Below are 14948 nucleotides of genomic sequence, written 5' to 3'. Positions count from 1 at the left end.
ATCTTCCGAAGGGATGCGAACAGTGATCGTTGCGATGGACGGACCCGACGGCGCGGGCAAGAGCACGCAGGTCAAGCGGGTGCAGAGCTGGGCCGAGGGCCAGGGCCTGTCGTTCCGCGTCGTCGGCAAGTGGCAGGTGTTCGAGGAGTCGCAGGTGCCGCAGGCCCGCTTCCTGCGCGGCACCACCCTCGACGAACTGCGGGTCTGCATCGCCGAGATGCCGAACCCGGCCCGGATGCTCTTCCTCGGCTGGCTGAACACCCTGGCCGCCGAGCGGGCCCGCGCCGCCGACGCGGACCTCGTCGTCCTCGACGGCTACTGGGTCAAGCACGCGGCCACCGAACTGCTGGCGGGCTGTCCCGAGGAGCTGGTGGACGCGATCGTGCACGCCATGGCCCCGGTGGACAGCGTCGTCTTCTTCGACGTCACCCCCGAGGAGGCACTGCGCCGCAAGAAGGGCGACATCACCCCGTACGAATGCGGCCGGGACCCGCAGTGCCGGCCGGAGAGCTTCCTGAGGCACCAGGCCGCCGTCCGGGACGTCATGCTCGACTGGGCGGCCCGCCGCGGCTGGGACGTCGTACGGGCGAACACCGCCGAGGCGGCGGCGCAGCAGCTGCGCAAACTGCTGGCGCCCAAGCTGGGCGTCGAGGTCAACCCGCGCCCCACGGTGGGCGAACCCCGCCCCGCCGTCGTCGACGCCCCGGCGGGCCACTGATGCTGCGCGACGGACGGAGCCTGAGACGCGGCCTGGCGGCCGCACTGTTCGTCCGCTACCTCGGGGCGGGCAGCTGGGCCCCTCTCCAAGTCCTGTTCTTCGTCAGGTCCGTGGGTCTGTCCACGGGCAACGTGGTCATGGGGCTGACGGCGGCCGGGCTCGCGGGCCTGGTCGCCGGGCCGGTCGTCGGCCGGCTCGCCGACCGGTTCGGGCCGCGCGAGGTGGGCATCGCCGGACTGATCGCCCAGGCGGCCGCCGCGGGCGCGCTGCTGCTGGTGGAGGGCATGACCGGGTTCCTCGTGGTGATCACCCTGATCGCCCTGGGGCGCGGCGCCTTCCCCGCGATCAGCGGGGCGCTGATCGCGTACGTCGGCGGTGAGGACCGGGTCGCGTACCGGGCGCGGATCTACTCCCTCCAGAACCTCGCGATGGTTTCCGGTTCCCTCCTCGGCGGCCTGGCGCTGCAGGCCGACACCCGGACCGCGTACGTGATCGCGATCTGCGCCGACGTCGTCTCGTACCTCGTCGCGGCGGTGCTGGTGGCCCGGCTGCCGCACCTGCCGCCTATCCCGAGGGAGCCGGGGAGCGGTCGGCACTACGCGCTCACCGACCGCCCGTTCCTCGCGGTCAGCGTGCTCGCGGGCACCCTCGTCATGTTCGACGTCTTCATGACGGTGCTGATGCCGGTGTGGATCGCCGAGTACACGAAGGCGCCCCGCTGGACGGTGTCGTTGGTCTTCGCGCTGAGCTGCGCGCTGGTGGTCCTGCTCCAGACCAAGGTCGCCAAGGGGGTCGAGACCCCGCGGGACGGGGCGCTGGCCATGCGGCGCAGCGGTCCCGTCATCGCGCTGGCGATGGGGCTCGTCTTCGCCGCCGCGCACGTGCCGATGTACGCGGCGATGGGGCTGATCCTGATCGGCACGGCGGCGCTGACCTTCGGGGAGATGCTGTTCACGGCGGGGGAGTACGCGCTGTCGTTCGGGCTGGCCCCCGAGCACGCGCAGGGCGAGTACCAGGGCGTGTTCTCCGTCGGGGTCGGCATCGGCGGTGCCGTGGCGCCGACCGTGCTGAACGCGCTCTGCCTGAGCGCGGGCCCGCTGGGGTGGGCGGTGCTCGTCACGCTCATCGTCGCGGCCGGGGCGGCGGTGCCGCCGGTGGCGGCGATCGCGGAGCGCGGGCGTGACCAGCGGGAACGGGAGAGGGAGCGGGAGCCCAGACCGGCCGGGTGAGCGTCGCGGCCGGCCTGGGCCCGTCTTCGGGGCGCGGCGGGGGCTACCGGCCGCGCGCGTCCACCAGTTGCGCCACCCGCGACTCGATGCCGGGGTCGTGGGAGGCGAACTCCTCGCGCCGCGCCTTCTCCTCGGCGCGTACGCGTTCCAGGACCGGCCCGGTCCACGGGGCGTCGAGGACCACGCCCCACAGGGGCTGGAGCCGGGCGGCCCGGGACACCTTGGCCTGGAAGGCGTCGCAGCTCAGGTCCACGCGGTGGTAGCCGTGGTCCGCCGCGTACTTCACCGCCTCGTAGTAGGTGAGGTTGAAGTAGAGCTTGGCCTCGCGGGCGATGGAGTCGTCCAGGCCGTGCGAGCGGGCGTACATGGTGTCCCCCCAGAAGAAGTACTGGGTGAAGCCCACCATCCGGTCGCCCTGGTAGGCGCCCAGGATCCGGCAGTTGTCGTCGAACAGCCCGGCCTGCTGGGCGAAGCGCTCCGACTCGCTCGCGTCGGTGACGGGGTGCCCGTACCGGATGAGCACCTGCGCGGAGAGCGGGCCGAGCAGGTGGTGGCACTCGGAGAGCCGCTTGACCTCGGTGCGGCAGCCGGCGTCGGTGTAGCGGCGCATCTCCCGGCGGATGGAGGTGAACTGGTGCGAGGTGAACCGTCTGCGGTAACCCTCCAGGCCGTCGGGGTCGACGGGCAGGACGGCGGTCGCGTCCATCATCACCACCTGGTCCCGGGGGCCCAGGTGCGGCAGGAGCCGTTCCACCGACTCGTCGGTGAGGTAGAGCAGCGCCGCGAGGCCGCCGCCGTCGGCGCCCAGCGCGCGGAACCGGTCCAGTACGGTCCGCACGCCCGCCGCGGCGACCGGTCCGGCGGTGCCGGGGGCGACGATCACCTCGCTGGTGTAGCCGAGGCGGGTGCCGCCGAGGAGCAGCGGGCGCTCGGGCGTCGCCGGCTCGGCGGCGCCGGGGAACAGGACGGCGGGATCGTAGAAGTGCGGGACCTTCCCCGTGAAGCGGTGGGTGGGGAGCCCGACCGTGTACGAGCCGCCGGAGGCGGCGACCAGGTGGCGGGAGCCGGCGTCGGCCAGCTCCTCGCCGTAGAGCAGCCAGCGGTGGGTCGAGTAGAGGGCGGCGTCACCCGCGAGGGCGTTCCACCGGTCGGCTTCCGCGTCCCGTATCGAGGTGAGCTCGACGAGCTCGGGGCGCTGCGAGCCGTTCACTCCGTCGCCCGTGCCCCGCGTCCCGCCGTTGCCCGCGCCGTCCGTCCCCGCCGTCCCTGCCGTCGTCACGCTGTGCGTCCTTCCCGGTCGTGATCGAGTGCGCCGGTCACGCTAGCCACCTTCACCCGCCCGTGCGGTCGAGGACACGAAAGTCGGCCATCCCGGCGTCGATCCGCAGATAGGCCAGCCGGGCGGCCGTCGCACCCCGGCTCGCGTACATGGCGACGGCGGCGGTGGTGAGCTCCTCGGGGTCGGCCTGCGGGTCGGTCTCCAGGTGGTCCGAGACCGTGGTCTGGACGAGGTCCGAGTCGGCGTCCACCGCCATCCGCTCGGTCAGCGTGACCGTCAGTCCGTAGCCGTTCTCCGCGGCCCAGGCCCGCAGCTCGCCGTCGGTGACGAGCCGCTCGTCCGCCTGGAGGAGGAGCGCGGTCAGATGGGCCGTGCCGTCCGCGGCCAGGTGCCGGGGGAGTCCGGCGAGGACCCGGCGCCCGACGCCGAACCCGTCCTCGCCGCCGTCGTGGGCGGCCTCCTCGCCCGGGGCCGCGAGGGTGGGCAGGAAGGGGATGTTCGCGATGACGTGGTCGTACGGCCGCGCCCCGGCCGGGAGCGGCTCGTACAGGTCGCCCACGAGGACCTCGATCCGGTCGGCCACCCCGTTGATCTCCGCGTTGAGCCGGGCCACTTCGGCGGTCTCGGGCAGCAGCTCCACCAGCGTGGCCCGGGCGCCGCCGCGGGCGGCCACCAGCCCCTGGAACCCCGGCCCGGAGCACAGGTCGAGCACCCGCGCCCCCGCCCGGAAACCGGTCCGCCTGGCCAGCGCGACGGAGTCCCGGCCGAAGTAGTGGCGGACGGGGAAGGGGCTCGGCGGCTCCGCGAAAAGCCACACCCCGGCGGAGCGGAACAGGCTGACGTCGAGCAGCCGGACCTCGCCCCCGCTCCGGTGCGCGACCCCGCTCTCGACCAGGGCCGGCAGCGCCCCGGCGAGGGCGGGCGGCAGCCGGTCCGCCGCCGCGGGCTCCCCGAGCAGCAGGAACCCGGCGAGGGCGCGCAGCTCCCCGTCGAGGCCGCGGGCGCCGGCGGCCCACTGGCGGCGGTCCACCGAGTCCCCGGGGAAGTCGGCCAGGAACTCGGCCAGTCCGAGCCGTTCGAGCTCGGCGACGACCCGGGTCACCGGACCGCCCCGGCGTCGGTGTCGGCCCCCGCCCCGGCCCCGGCCCCGGCCCCGTGCCGCGCCGGGAGTCCGATCCAGGTGCGGAGCATCAGCCGCCCGCCGTCCACCGGCCCGTCCTCGTCGAACGCGGTCCGGCCGTGCACGATCGACCGGTTGTCGATGAAGATCATCTCGCCCGGTGCCAGCCGCCCGTGCGTCTGCAGGTCGCGCCGCTCCAGCAGCGAGTCCAGCAGGTCCAGCGCCTTGACCTGCTCGGGCGTCAGCGCCGGAACGTGCGCGTGCCGGTGCCCGATCTCGATGTAGTCCCGCAGGTAGTACATGCGCTCCCGGCCGTCCGTGAACTCCAGTACGGGCCGCTCGGTCGTGAGCGGCACCCCCGGCGTGTCGTCCCGGGTGTCGAAGTGGACCGGCAGCCGCAGCGCCGCCAGCTCCTCGGGGTGACCCCTGAGGATCTCCAGCAGATCGCTGACGTGCACGGTGACGAGGGCCCCGCCGCTGGAGGCCTGTCGAACGCAGAACAGCGTGAAAATGTCCGGAAGCCGCCCCGGCCGGTGCGCCGCGTCCGTGTGCAGGCTGCCGCCCTGCCGACTGTCCGAGTAGCGGCCGGTCGCGCCCTCGCCGAGCCGCACCCCCCGGTCCCGTACGTCCCGCAGCAGCGCTCCCGCGCCGTCCTGCGGCAGCAGCTCCCCGGCCAGCCGGGAGACCGCGACCGTGAACCGGCGCGCCTGCTCCTCGCTCAGGTGGTCCAGGCCGCTCAGCACGAAGTAGCCGGGACGGGCGTCGAGGTGGCGCCGTACGTGGCCGCCGAGGGTCTCCCCGAACTCCCGGTACCAGTCCGCGCGTACGTCCTCTTCCCCGTCCTCGGCGACGGCCGTCGCGAGCGCGCGGTCGACGGGGTGGCGGACGGTCGAGAACGGATCGTTGCTGTTCATCTCAGATCAGACTCCCAAGGCCTGGCTGCCGAGGCGTTCCGGGACCAGCCCCGAACCCCGCAACCACACGGCTATCTCTTCCGCGCACGTTCCGACCCCCGACACCCCGCTGCCCTCGACGGCCCGCAGCACCGCCCCGGCCGCCGCCGCGCGGCTCCCGCCCAGGGCCAGGACCTGCGTGACGATGTTGTCGAGGACGACCGGACTGCGTACGTCCAGCGCGCAGTTGTACGTCACCCCCGGCTCGGGCGCCAGCTCCAGGGCGGTGATCCGGCCGGGTGCCCCGCCCGCCGCCGGCTCGATGAACAGGCGGGCCTCCATGCAGTGCGCGTCCCGGTCGACGCGGATGCGGCCGGGGGCGGGCAGCGTGCCCCGGGCCAGCTCCATCTGGAGGGCCACCACGTCCAGGCCGGTCTGCGCCTCGCACATCCGGTAGGCCAGCGGCAGCCGCCCGTTGACCTCCAGGAACCAGTGGCGCCGGCCTCCGGCGCCCGCGCCGGATCCCGAGCCGACGATGAACTCGACCGTCGCCACGCCGCGTAACCCCATCCCGGTGACGAGCCGGGCCGTGTCCGCGCGCATCCGCTCGACCAGCTCCGGGGCCACGCTCCGGACGGGCGAGGCCTCCAGCAGCTTCATGCTGCCGTCGACCAGCAGGCTCTCCCGCTCGCCGAGCGGGTGCACGGTCGCGGCCGCGTCGACGGCGACCGTGACCCCGACCACCGCCCCGTGCTCCACGTACCGCTCGGCGTACCAGCCGTCGCCCCCATCGCCCCCGTCGTCCTCGTCCGCGCCGATCAGCGCGAGCGCCCGCTCCGCCTCCGACTCCGTCCGCACGATGCGTACGCCCAGGCCGCCGCACCCGGTGACCGGCTTGAGGATGACCGGCAGGCCGATGTCCGCCACCAGCTTGGCGATCCGCTCGTGCCCGGTCGCGTGCGGCAGCACGGGCAGGCCCAGCCGGTCGGCGGTGGCGACCGCGTGGTCCTTGTCGCGGGCCGCCGCGAGCACCTCCGCCGTCGGCCCGACGAAGGCGATGCCCGCCGCGGCCAGCCGCCCGGGCAGCTCCGGGTCCTCGGCCAGCGCCCCGTAGCCCGGGTAGACGGCGGCGGCGCCGCAGCGCCGCGCCGCCTCGACGATCCGGCCCACGTGGTCGTACGTCTCCGCGAGCCCGTCGCCTTCGAGGTACTCGCACCCGTCCGCGGCGAGCGCGTGGAGGCGCTGGGGGTCCGATGAGGCGACGACGGCGATCGGCGACCAGCCCAGCGTGCGGAAGGTGTCGACGGCCCGGGCCGCGATCGCACCGCGGTTGGCGATCAGGACTCTTCTCATGGCCTTCTCCCAGCACCTCTCGTGGCAATCGGTGGCTCGCGGTGGCTCTCGGTGGCTTCAGCGCTCGGGATGCGGCTGCCCGAGGGCCCGGTAGTGCGTGACCAGCCGCCGCCGGTCGTCGAGTACGTGGAAGGCCAGCGCCGGGGCCAGCTCGTAGTCCACGGCGGGCCGCCCCTCGAAGGGCAGCGGGACGGTCGAGGCGACCCCGGGCGCCACGAGCAGCGGACGCCCCGCGAACGTCGTGGCCGCGGCGACGTGCGCGTGACCGCACAGCAGGGCCACGACCTGCGGATGCCGTTCCAGCACCGCGGCGAGGCGCTCCTCGCCGAACTGCCGGACCCGGTCCACGTACGGGGTGTGCAGATCGACCGGCGGGTGGTGGAAGCAGACGAAGACGGGCAGCTCCCCGCCCGCGGCGGTCAGCGTCTCGTCCAGCCACCGCAGGGTCGGGTCGCCGAGCAGGCCCTCGTCGCTGCCCGGGATCGTCGAATCGCACAGCAGGAAGACGGCTCCGGGCGTCCGGACGACCTGGTTCAGCTCCCCGTCCTCGGGCGCGGCGTCGAGCAGGCCCGCGCGGAACGGGCCCCGCCGGTCGTGGTTGCCGGGCAGCACCAGCACCGGGTACGGCAGGTCGAACAACTTGCGGGCCTGCGCGTACTCGTCCGCCGTCGCGTGGTCGGCGATGTCACCGGTGACCAGGACGGCGTCGATGGGTCCGGGCATGTCGCGCAGGTGGTTCACGACCGTCAGCGCGCGCTGCGTGGCGCGCTCCGAGAGGTCCAGGTGCAGATCGCTGACATGGGCGATGACGGTGGTCGTCACGGCAGGTCTTCCTTCCGGGCTCGATTCGCCGCGGCCTGGAAACGGGCCCTGACCTCGGCGTTGGTGTGCGCCGAAGTTACCCGCGGGGGCGTGGGCCCACCCCTGCCGATGTGCAGCGCCACCAGATGCGGGCCGGGCCGCCCCTTGATCTCCCCCAGATGGGCGGTGACTTCTTCGGGCGTACGGCAGACCGCGGCCGTGCGGTAGCCGGCCGCGAGCGCCAACTCGTCCCAGCGCACCGCCGTGGTGCGGGTGCGCTGGCCGCCGGTGGAGTCGTAGGCGCCGTTGTCGAGCACGAAGTGGGTCAGGTTCGGCGGCCGCCGCTCGCCGACGAGCGCCAGCCCGCCGAGGTGCATGACCGCCGCGCCGTCGCCGTCGATGACCACGACGTCCCGGTCGGGACGGTTCAGCGCGGTGCCGAGGCCGAGGCCGATCGCGTGCCCCATCGAGCCCTGCATGTAGAAGTTGCGCGGGTCGTCGACGACGCCGAACAGCTCCCGGCTGATCATGCCGGTGGTGCTGTAGACCAGCGCGTCGCCCAGGTGCCCGGCGATGAGGGACACCGCGTCGCGGCGGTCCATCCGCGCGTCCGGGGCGGGCGCCGCCGCCGGGTGGGCGTCGACGGTCTTCGCGGGGACGAGGACGACGAAGGAGCGGTTCTCGCGCCGGGCCGCCTCCGCCCGGTCGAGGAGCCCGCCGAGGCTCTCCTCGGCGGGACCGAGGATGCCGTGGGCGACCCCGAGGGCCTCCAGCACGCCGATGGTCCCGGCGCCCATGGCCGCGTGGTGCGGTTCGTCGTCCTCGGCGCGGGGCCAGCCGCGCAGGCTGACGAAGAGCAGCAGCGGGATCTCGTACGCCATGGTGAGCGAGGTCAGCGGGTCGAGGAGGTTGCCGAGCCCCGAGTTCTGGGCCAGCACCACGGCCCGGGTCCCGCCCAGCTCGGCGCCGGCGGCCATGGAGAGCGCGATGCCCTCGTTGGGCGCCGGTACGTAGCCCTCCCGCCGCTCCAGCACCGCGAACGGGCCCTTGAGGAAGGAGCACGGCACCCCGCTGAAGAACCCGTACCCGCGGCGGTCCAGCTCCGCGCAGAAGAACTCGGCGCTGATCATGCGCTCCACTCCTCCCACCGGTTCACCTGCGTGAGGCCGAACAGCTCCTTCATCGGGGCGATGGTGTCCTCGACCCCGCCGGTGCCGCCCTGGAGCCGGATCTCGCCGAGGACGTCGCGCATCGCGGAGACCGAGGCGCGCAGCGCGTGGTTCGCGTAGATCACCATCGAGACGCCCGCCGCCTCGGCCTCGGCGAGGTCCCAGTGCGGGTAGGTGGTCGGTACGACGACCACGGGCGTGCGCGCCTGCCAGGCCTGGAGGAACTCCAGGATCTCGATCGGCGTGGACTTCTTGGAGTGCATCAGGATCGCGTCGGCCCCGGCGTCCGCGTACAGGTGCGCGCGGCGCAGCGCCTCGGCGAGCCCGGCCCCCGCGATCAGCGCCTCCACGCGGGCGACGACGGTGAAGTCGGCGGTGGTCCGGGCCCGTACGGCGGCTTGGATCCGGCCGGCGAACTCGCCCGCGTCCTCCAGGTTCTGGCCGCCGCCGAGGAAACTGTTCCGCTTGGGGAACACCTTGTCCTCCAGGCAGATGCCGCCGATGTCGGCCGCCTCGAACTGGCGGACCGTGCGGACGACGTTGATGTTGCCGCCGAAGCCGGTGTCGCAGTCCGCGAGCAGCGGCAGCCCGGTCGCCTGGTTCACGTGCGAGCAGGCGTCGAGCAGCTCGGACATGGTCAGCAGGCCGAGGTCGGGCAGGGCCCGGGAGGCGGAGATCTCGAAGCTCGAAGCCCACAGGCCGTCGAACCCGGCCTCCTCGACGAGCAGGGCGGTCAGCGCGTCCCGGGATCCGACGATCCGGGCCAGTGCCCTGCGTTCCAGCAGTTCGCGCAGTCGCGTCGCCTTCGACACTATGCCCCGGCCCTCTGCGCGAAACGGCCGTGGTGCGTACCCGCCACGTCCTCCCCCGCCGACTCGAACACGCAGTGCCAGTGGAAGGAGCCGGGCCGGGCGTGCTCGGCGTCGGTCGCGCCGAGCAGGCGGAACCCGGGGTGCAGGCGCAGCAGGTCGGCGGCGTCGACGTACAGGTGCGGGTGCACCTTGTCGTCGGTGGCCTCCGGCCGGCGGAAGGTGTTGGGGCTCACCTCGATGCCGTGCCCGTACTCGCCGTTGCGCTTGGAGAGCATCGTGGACTGGTAGATGCCGCCGGGGCGCAGGACGCGCCGGACCTCCTCGAGCACGCGGCCGAGCCCGGCCTCGTCGTTGTGGTAGACCACGTTGAAGGCGAGGACGTAGTCGAAGCTGTCGTCCGCGTACGGGAGCCGGCCGAAGTCGCCGATGTCGAGGGCGACCCGGACCCCGCGCTTCTCGCTCTCCTCGCGGGCCGCGCGTATCGCGGCCTCGCTGGCGTCGGTGCCGGAGCTGGCGAAGCCGGCCTCCGCGAACCAGAGGGCGTGCCGGCCCACGCCGCAGCCGAGGTCCAGTACGTCCTGCGCGCCGAGCTTGCGCAGTCGCGCGGCCTCGTCCACGACCCACGGGTGCGGCCGCGACCAGTCGCCTGTGCGCCCGCTGTCGGTGCGCCAGACCTCGTCCCAGTAGAGATGGGCTGTCATCGGATGACCTCACTCGTGATCACTTTTCAGGGGGCTTCGACGGGCTCCAGGAGGCCGGCTTCGAGCGATCCGTCCAGCAGCGGCCGCATCGCGTCGAGTGCGCTGTCGGTGGCGGCGAGCGCCTCCGACAGCGGCCGGCGCCCGTCGAATCCACGCAGCAGCCGCAGCCAGTCCGCGTGGGTGAGGTGGTCGATGACGAAGCGGATGCCGCCGTCGACCACGACGTACGAGGTGTTCGCGCCCTGTACGTCGTCGAGCACGAGGACGCCCTCGGCGAGGCGGAACACCGAGTCCTCCTCGATCCGTTGCCGTGGGAAGAGCTCCTGGACCTCGGGGCCCTCGAAGTCCGTGACGCGCAGTTCGTACGGGGCCGGGCCGTTCGGTGCGCGGCTGCCGGGGACGTCTACGGCCATCAGGTCGAGGATGCCCAGGTTGACCACGCGCAGGAGCAGCTCGACGTGGCCGGAGCCCTGGTCCCGCTCCAGCCGGCGCAGGGCGCGGTGCATGTTCGCGCCGTCGAGGTACTGGGCGGCTCGCGGGGAGGACAGGGCCTGCTCGACGAGCTCGTCGCCGCCTTGCGCGAGCATGCGGGTGAAGGTGCGGTGCGTGTGGCGCACGCCCTCGCCCTCGTAGAAGGCCAGCTTGGGCCGACTGATCACCTCGGCGGGCAGGATGTCCCGCACCGCCTCGCGGATCACCCGCTTGTCCCAGAACAGCCGCTTGCGGTAGGCGCGCGGCACGGTCGCGAGCAGCTCGATGATGCGGTGGTCGAGGAAGGGGACGCGGGCTTCGACGCCGTTGCCGGAGGCGGTGCGGTCCTCGACCCAGAAGTTGTACTGCTGCATGTCCCGGAACTTCCAGGCCAGGTAGGAGCCGTACGGGTCGTCCACCGCGCCGGGGGCGTACGCGCCGACGGCGTCGTCGCTGAGCAGCGGCAGGTCGGTGCCCTCCCACCAGACGGAGAGGGCGGACTGCGAGCCGAGGGCCTTGCGGCGGGCCATGGTGCGCAGGTTGCCCTCGAAGTCCTCCCAGTCGCCGCCGCCGGAGAGGGCCACGCTGTAGCCGCCGCTGAACTCGTCGGCGCCGGAGCCGAGCAGGATCGCCTTGAGCTCGGGGCGCTCGGCGCGGGCGAAGCGGTACATCTCGCTCTTGTAGAACTGCTCGGGGCCGCACAGCGGCGTCTCCATCAGCCAGAGCAGCCGCCGCCACTCGTCGGGGGAGGGGATCCGGTCGGCCCCGAAGGCGACCTGGTGGTTGGGCAGTCCCAGCAGGTCGGCGGTCTCGCGGGCGTACTGCGCGTCCTTGTTGACGACGGTGGCGCCGGTCAGCGCGGAGAAGGTGTGCAGTCCGGTGTGGGCGGCGAGGGAGGTGATGGCGGCGGAGTCCAGGCCCCCGCTGAGGAAGACCCCGATCTCGGCATCGGCGATCAGGCACTCCCGTACGGAGGAGGCGAGCAGATCGCCCATGCTCCGCACGAAGAAGCTCTCGGGCAGCCCGCCGGCCTCGGCCGGTGCGGGCAGCTCCCAGTACCGGTGGACGCGGGTGTCCCCGCCGCGCAGGCTGATGTCGACGATGGCCCCGGCGGGGACCTGATCGACGCCGACGAACCAGGTCATGGCCTCGTCGTGGCTCATCACGGGCGCGGAGCTGAGCCCCTGGTCGGCGAGGGCACGCGCCCAGTCCAGCTCACGCGGGCAGTCGGGGTGCGCGAAGAGCGCTTTGACCTCGGAGCCGAAGAGCACGGTGTCGCGGTTGCGGTGGATGAACAGCGGCTTGATGCCGAGCCGGTCGCGGGCGAGCAGCAGCCGTTGCTCCCGCAGATCGATGACGGCGATCCCGAACATCCCCCGCACGTCATCGAGGAAGGAGAGCCCCTTCTCCATGTACAGGTGGAGCAGCACTTCGCAGTCGGACTCGCTCCGGAAGGGGACCCGTCCCTCGAAGCCCTTCCGCAGCTCCCGGTGGTTGTAGATCTCGCCGTTCGCCGCGAGGATGACGTTCCCGTCCTCGCTGATGAACGGCTGCCGCCCGCCCTCGGGGTCGATCAGCGCGAGCCGCGTGAACGACATGCAGGCCGGCCCGGCGTGGTGGAACTGCATGTCATCCGGCCCGCGCGGCCGCAGCGCATGGGCCATGTCCCGGAGAATCGCGTCGGCGGACCCGGCGAGAGCGCTTCCGTCCGTGTGGGCGAATCCAGCAATTCCGCACATAAGCCTTCCGATTCCCCTGTGGCTGGTGACTGGAGCGGACATGCCACGCCCCCCCGACCGGGAGGCGTGGCATGGGGGTCGCTGCTAGCGGACAGCGGCGACGATGGTGCCCTGGTCGACCTTCTTGGCCTCCGGCTTGACGTAAACCTTCATCTGATTCACCTCCGCTCGGCGTCAGCGGTCACCTACTGCCGAACAGCATCCCCACCCCCGGTGTCCCCCCGGTGGCCCCCCAGTGGCGCCCCGGCGCCCCGGGTGGTGGTTCACGCGGGAAGCGGAGACACCTGGTCTAGCCAAGAGGCTAGAAACCAACAAATCAAGACTCCAGGAGACATGGAGTCTTGATTCGGGTAGACGTAACCTCGCTCGCCTGTCACGATGTGATCGTCGGAACGGCTTCGTTCAGGGGTGGAGACCATGCAGCTGCAGGACAGCGAGTACGTGTACGTGCCGGTGCCCCGGCAGTTCGTCCCGGAGGTTCAGGCCTACGTCGTTCAGCTCTCCGCCGAGGCGGCGGGCCGGGGGGACGCGGAAGAAAGGCCGACCGGCGAGACGCTGAGCGAACAGTGGACCGTCGAGGTCCTCCGGCGGCTGTCGCAGACCCGGCTCTCGTCCACGCAGAGCGTCGGCAAGTTGCTCGACGTCCTGGCCGAGCACCCCGGCGACTACGTCAGCACCACACGCCTCGTCGAACTCCTGGACATGGACCGCACCCAACTGCGCGGCGCCCTCTCCGCTTTCAGCCGGCACGTGAAGAAGCACTTCGACCGCCGGCCCTGGCCGATGACGTGGATCGAGCAGCTCAGCCCGAGCCCGGACTACAAGACGGAGTTCTTCTACACGGTCGACGCCACCGTCGCGCAGCACTGGCAGCAGGCCCGCGAGACGCCCTGACCGGCATCCCGCCCCGGGGAAACAGTCAGAGCCGGTGCCCCCGAAAGGACACCGGCTCTGATCTGATCTTACGAAGTCGGGGTGGCGGGATTTGAACCCACGACCTCTTCGTCCCGAACGAAGCGCGCTGCCAAGCTGCGCTACACCCCGATCGCCGCCTTGCAGCTGCTGCTGTCCTGGCGACATCGATTACTTTAGCGGACCCTCGGCCGGAGACGAAATCCGGTTTTCGCGAGGGGGTCGCCGGGGGTGCTACGCCTTCGGGGTCAGCGTCAGGAGGGTGGCTTCCGGGGGGCAGGCGAAGCGGACCGGGGTGTAGCGGTTCGTGCCGCAGCCCGCCGAGACGTGGAGGTACGCGCGGTGCCCGTTCGCCTCGTGCGTGGAGAGCCCCTTCACGCGCTGCGTGTCCAGGTCGCAGTTGGTGACGAGCGCCCCGTAGAAGGGGATGCACAGCTGCCCGCCGTGCGTGTGCCCGGCCAGGATCAGCGGGTACCGGTCGGCCGTGAAGGATTCCAGGACCCGCAGGTACGGGGCGTGCACGACGGCCATCGAGAAGTCGGCGTCCGCCTCCGGCCCGCCCGCGACCCGCTCGTACCGGTCGCGCTTGATGTGCGGGTCGTCGAGCCCGGTGAAGGCGAGCTCCAGTCCAGGTAGTTTCAGGCGGCCGCGCGTGTTGGTGAGGTTCACCCAGCCCGCCGCGTCGAAGGCGTCCCTCATCTCCTCCCACGGGTTGTGCACGGCGCCGACGACCGGCTTGTTGCCGTTCAGCCCGTGCCGGCCCTGGACCTTCTCGATCAGGTAGCGCCCGGGGTTGCGCAGCCGCGGCCCGTAGTAGTCGTTCGACCCGAAGACGTACACCCCGGGGAAGGACATCAGGGGGCCCAGGGCGTCCAGCACCTCCGGAACGCCCTCCGTGTCGGAGAGGTTGTCGCCCGTGTTCACCACGAAGTCCGGCCGCAGGCCGGCCAGCGACTGCAGCCAGGCGCGCTTCTTGTGCTGCCCGCCGACCATGTGGATGTCGGAGACCTGCAGGACGCGCAGCGGGCGCATCCCGGCCGGGAGCACCGGAACGGTGATCCGGCGCAGCCGGAACGACCGCGCCTCGAAACCGGCGGCATAAGCCACACCGGCGGCCCCCACCGCCGCGATCGACGCCGTGACCTTCAGGGGTACTCCGTAACGCGCACGCATGGCCCCATCGTCGCAGACGCGGAAAACCGGCGGGCGCCACTGCCCCTCCACCTGGCAGACTCGGGTCATGACCACGCTCAAGGCCAAGCTCCAGGAAGACCTCACCACCGCCATCAGGGCGCGCGACGAGCTGCACTCGTCCACGCTGCGCCTGACCCTCGCCGCCATCACCAAGGAGGAGGTCGCGGGCAAGGAAGCGCGTGTGCTCTCCGACGACGAGGTCCTCAAGGTGATCGCCAAGGAGGCGAAGAAGCGCCGCGAGGCCGCGGAGGCCTTCGCGCAGGGCGGTCGTCCCGAGCAGTCCGCGCGCGAGACGGCGGAGGGCGAGTTCCTCGACACCTACCTGCCCAAGCAGCTCAGCGACGAGGAGCTCGGCGCGATCGTGGCGCAGGCCGTCGAGGAGGCCAAGGCCGCGGGTGCCGAGGGGCCGCGGGCCATGGGCGCCGTCATGAAGATCGTGAACCCGAAGGTCGCCGGTCTGGCGGAGGGCGGCCGCGTCGCCGCCGCCGTCAAGAAGCACCTGTCCTGAGAGGACGCGCGCGCACGACAGAGGGCCCCGGCCGCGCGGTGCGCGGGCC

General features: G+C 72.6%; 14 protein-coding genes and 1 tRNA gene. 4 read left to right on the top strand and 11 right to left on the bottom strand.

The window, feature by feature from the left end; translation table 11 throughout:
• Positions 1 to 34: 34 nt before the first annotated feature.
• Positions 35 to 718: a thymidylate kinase gene (locus K7B10_RS19555; RefSeq protein WP_229337575.1), complete on the top strand. Its 684-nt coding sequence runs from the start codon at positions 35 to 37 to the stop codon at positions 716 to 718.
• On the top strand, positions 718 to 1947 hold the full coding sequence (locus K7B10_RS19550; RefSeq protein ID WP_229337573.1) for an MFS transporter: 1230 nt from the start codon (positions 718 to 720) through the stop codon (positions 1945 to 1947). The genes K7B10_RS19555 and K7B10_RS19550 overlap by 1 nt, the downstream gene beginning before the upstream one ends.
• A gap of 43 nt (positions 1948 to 1990) precedes the next feature.
• Here the strand turns inward: K7B10_RS19550 and K7B10_RS41295 are convergent, their stop codons facing one another.
• The 9 genes from K7B10_RS41295 to asnB are packed head-to-tail and all read right to left on the bottom strand — an operon-like array spanning position 1991 to position 12285.
• Positions 1991 to 3226 carry a GNAT family N-acetyltransferase gene (locus tag K7B10_RS41295; RefSeq protein WP_229337571.1) on the bottom strand — a complete coding sequence of 412 codons (1236 nt, stop codon included), beginning with the start codon at positions 3224 to 3226 and terminating at the stop codon, positions 1991 to 1993.
• Between the two features lie 52 nt (positions 3227 to 3278).
• Positions 3279 to 4328 carry a methyltransferase gene (locus K7B10_RS19540; RefSeq protein ID WP_229337569.1) on the bottom strand — a complete coding sequence of 350 codons (1050 nt, stop codon included), beginning with the start codon at positions 4326 to 4328 and terminating at the stop codon, positions 3279 to 3281.
• Entirely contained in the window at positions 4325 to 5260 is a 936-nt protein-coding gene (locus tag K7B10_RS19535) for a TauD/TfdA family dioxygenase (RefSeq protein ID WP_229337567.1), read from the bottom strand. The genes K7B10_RS19540 and K7B10_RS19535 overlap by 4 nt, the downstream gene beginning before the upstream one ends.
• 6 nt (positions 5261 to 5266) lie before the next feature.
• A complete protein-coding gene (locus K7B10_RS19530) occupies positions 5267 to 6592 on the bottom strand; it encodes a biotin carboxylase N-terminal domain-containing protein (RefSeq protein ID WP_229337565.1) in 1326 nt (441 codons plus the stop codon).
• A gap of 57 nt (positions 6593 to 6649) precedes the next feature.
• Entirely contained in the window at positions 6650 to 7414 is a 765-nt protein-coding gene (locus tag K7B10_RS19525) for a metallophosphoesterase (RefSeq protein WP_229337562.1), read from the bottom strand.
• The gene (aepY, locus tag K7B10_RS19520; protein ID WP_229337560.1) at positions 7411 to 8523 is read right to left on the bottom strand and encodes a phosphonopyruvate decarboxylase; all 1113 of its coding nucleotides are present in this window, start codon (positions 8521 to 8523) and stop codon (positions 7411 to 7413) included. The genes K7B10_RS19525 and aepY overlap by 4 nt, the downstream gene beginning before the upstream one ends.
• The gene (locus K7B10_RS19515) at positions 8520 to 9374 is read right to left on the bottom strand and encodes an isocitrate lyase/phosphoenolpyruvate mutase family protein (RefSeq protein WP_229337558.1); all 855 of its coding nucleotides are present in this window, start codon (positions 9372 to 9374) and stop codon (positions 8520 to 8522) included. Before K7B10_RS19515 ends, aepY begins: the two co-directional genes overlap by 4 nt.
• Complete coding sequence (locus tag K7B10_RS19510) at positions 9374 to 10075, bottom strand: class I SAM-dependent methyltransferase (RefSeq protein WP_229337556.1); 702 nt, start codon at positions 10073 to 10075, stop codon at positions 9374 to 9376. Before K7B10_RS19510 ends, K7B10_RS19515 begins: the two co-directional genes overlap by 1 nt.
• Before the next feature lie 26 nt (positions 10076 to 10101).
• Positions 10102 to 12285: an asparagine synthase (glutamine-hydrolyzing) gene (gene asnB / locus K7B10_RS19505; protein WP_229337554.1), complete on the bottom strand. Its 2184-nt coding sequence runs from the start codon at positions 12283 to 12285 to the stop codon at positions 10102 to 10104.
• Positions 12286 to 12702: 417 nt separating this feature from the next.
• On the opposite strand from asnB, the gene K7B10_RS19500 reads away from it, so the two are divergent.
• The gene (locus tag K7B10_RS19500; RefSeq protein WP_229337552.1) at positions 12703 to 13179 is read left to right on the top strand and encodes a hypothetical protein; all 477 of its coding nucleotides are present in this window, start codon (positions 12703 to 12705) and stop codon (positions 13177 to 13179) included.
• A 76-nt stretch (positions 13180 to 13255) separates the two neighbouring features.
• Here the strand turns inward: K7B10_RS19500 and K7B10_RS19495 are convergent.
• Positions 13256 to 13329 (bottom strand) — tRNA-Pro (locus K7B10_RS19495).
• A gap of 102 nt (positions 13330 to 13431) precedes the next feature.
• Positions 13432 to 14370, bottom strand: coding sequence for a metallophosphoesterase (locus K7B10_RS19490; protein WP_229337550.1), 939 nt, complete (start codon positions 14368 to 14370; stop codon positions 13432 to 13434).
• A 67-nt stretch (positions 14371 to 14437) separates the two neighbouring features.
• On the opposite strand from K7B10_RS19490, the gene K7B10_RS19485 reads away from it, so the two are divergent.
• A complete protein-coding gene (locus tag K7B10_RS19485) occupies positions 14438 to 14899 on the top strand; it encodes a GatB/YqeY domain-containing protein (RefSeq protein ID WP_053690981.1) in 462 nt (153 codons plus the stop codon).
• The last annotated feature ends 49 nt before the right edge of the window (positions 14900 to 14948 follow it).

Origin of the sequence: Streptomyces flavotricini, from assembly GCF_020639365.1 — a bacterium.
In the GTDB taxonomy this organism is placed as follows: domain Bacteria; phylum Actinomycetota; class Actinomycetes; order Streptomycetales; family Streptomycetaceae; genus Streptomyces; species Streptomyces flavotricini.
Note: the sequence above shows the minus strand (reverse complement) of the source record. Positions and strands in the feature narration are given on the sequence as shown.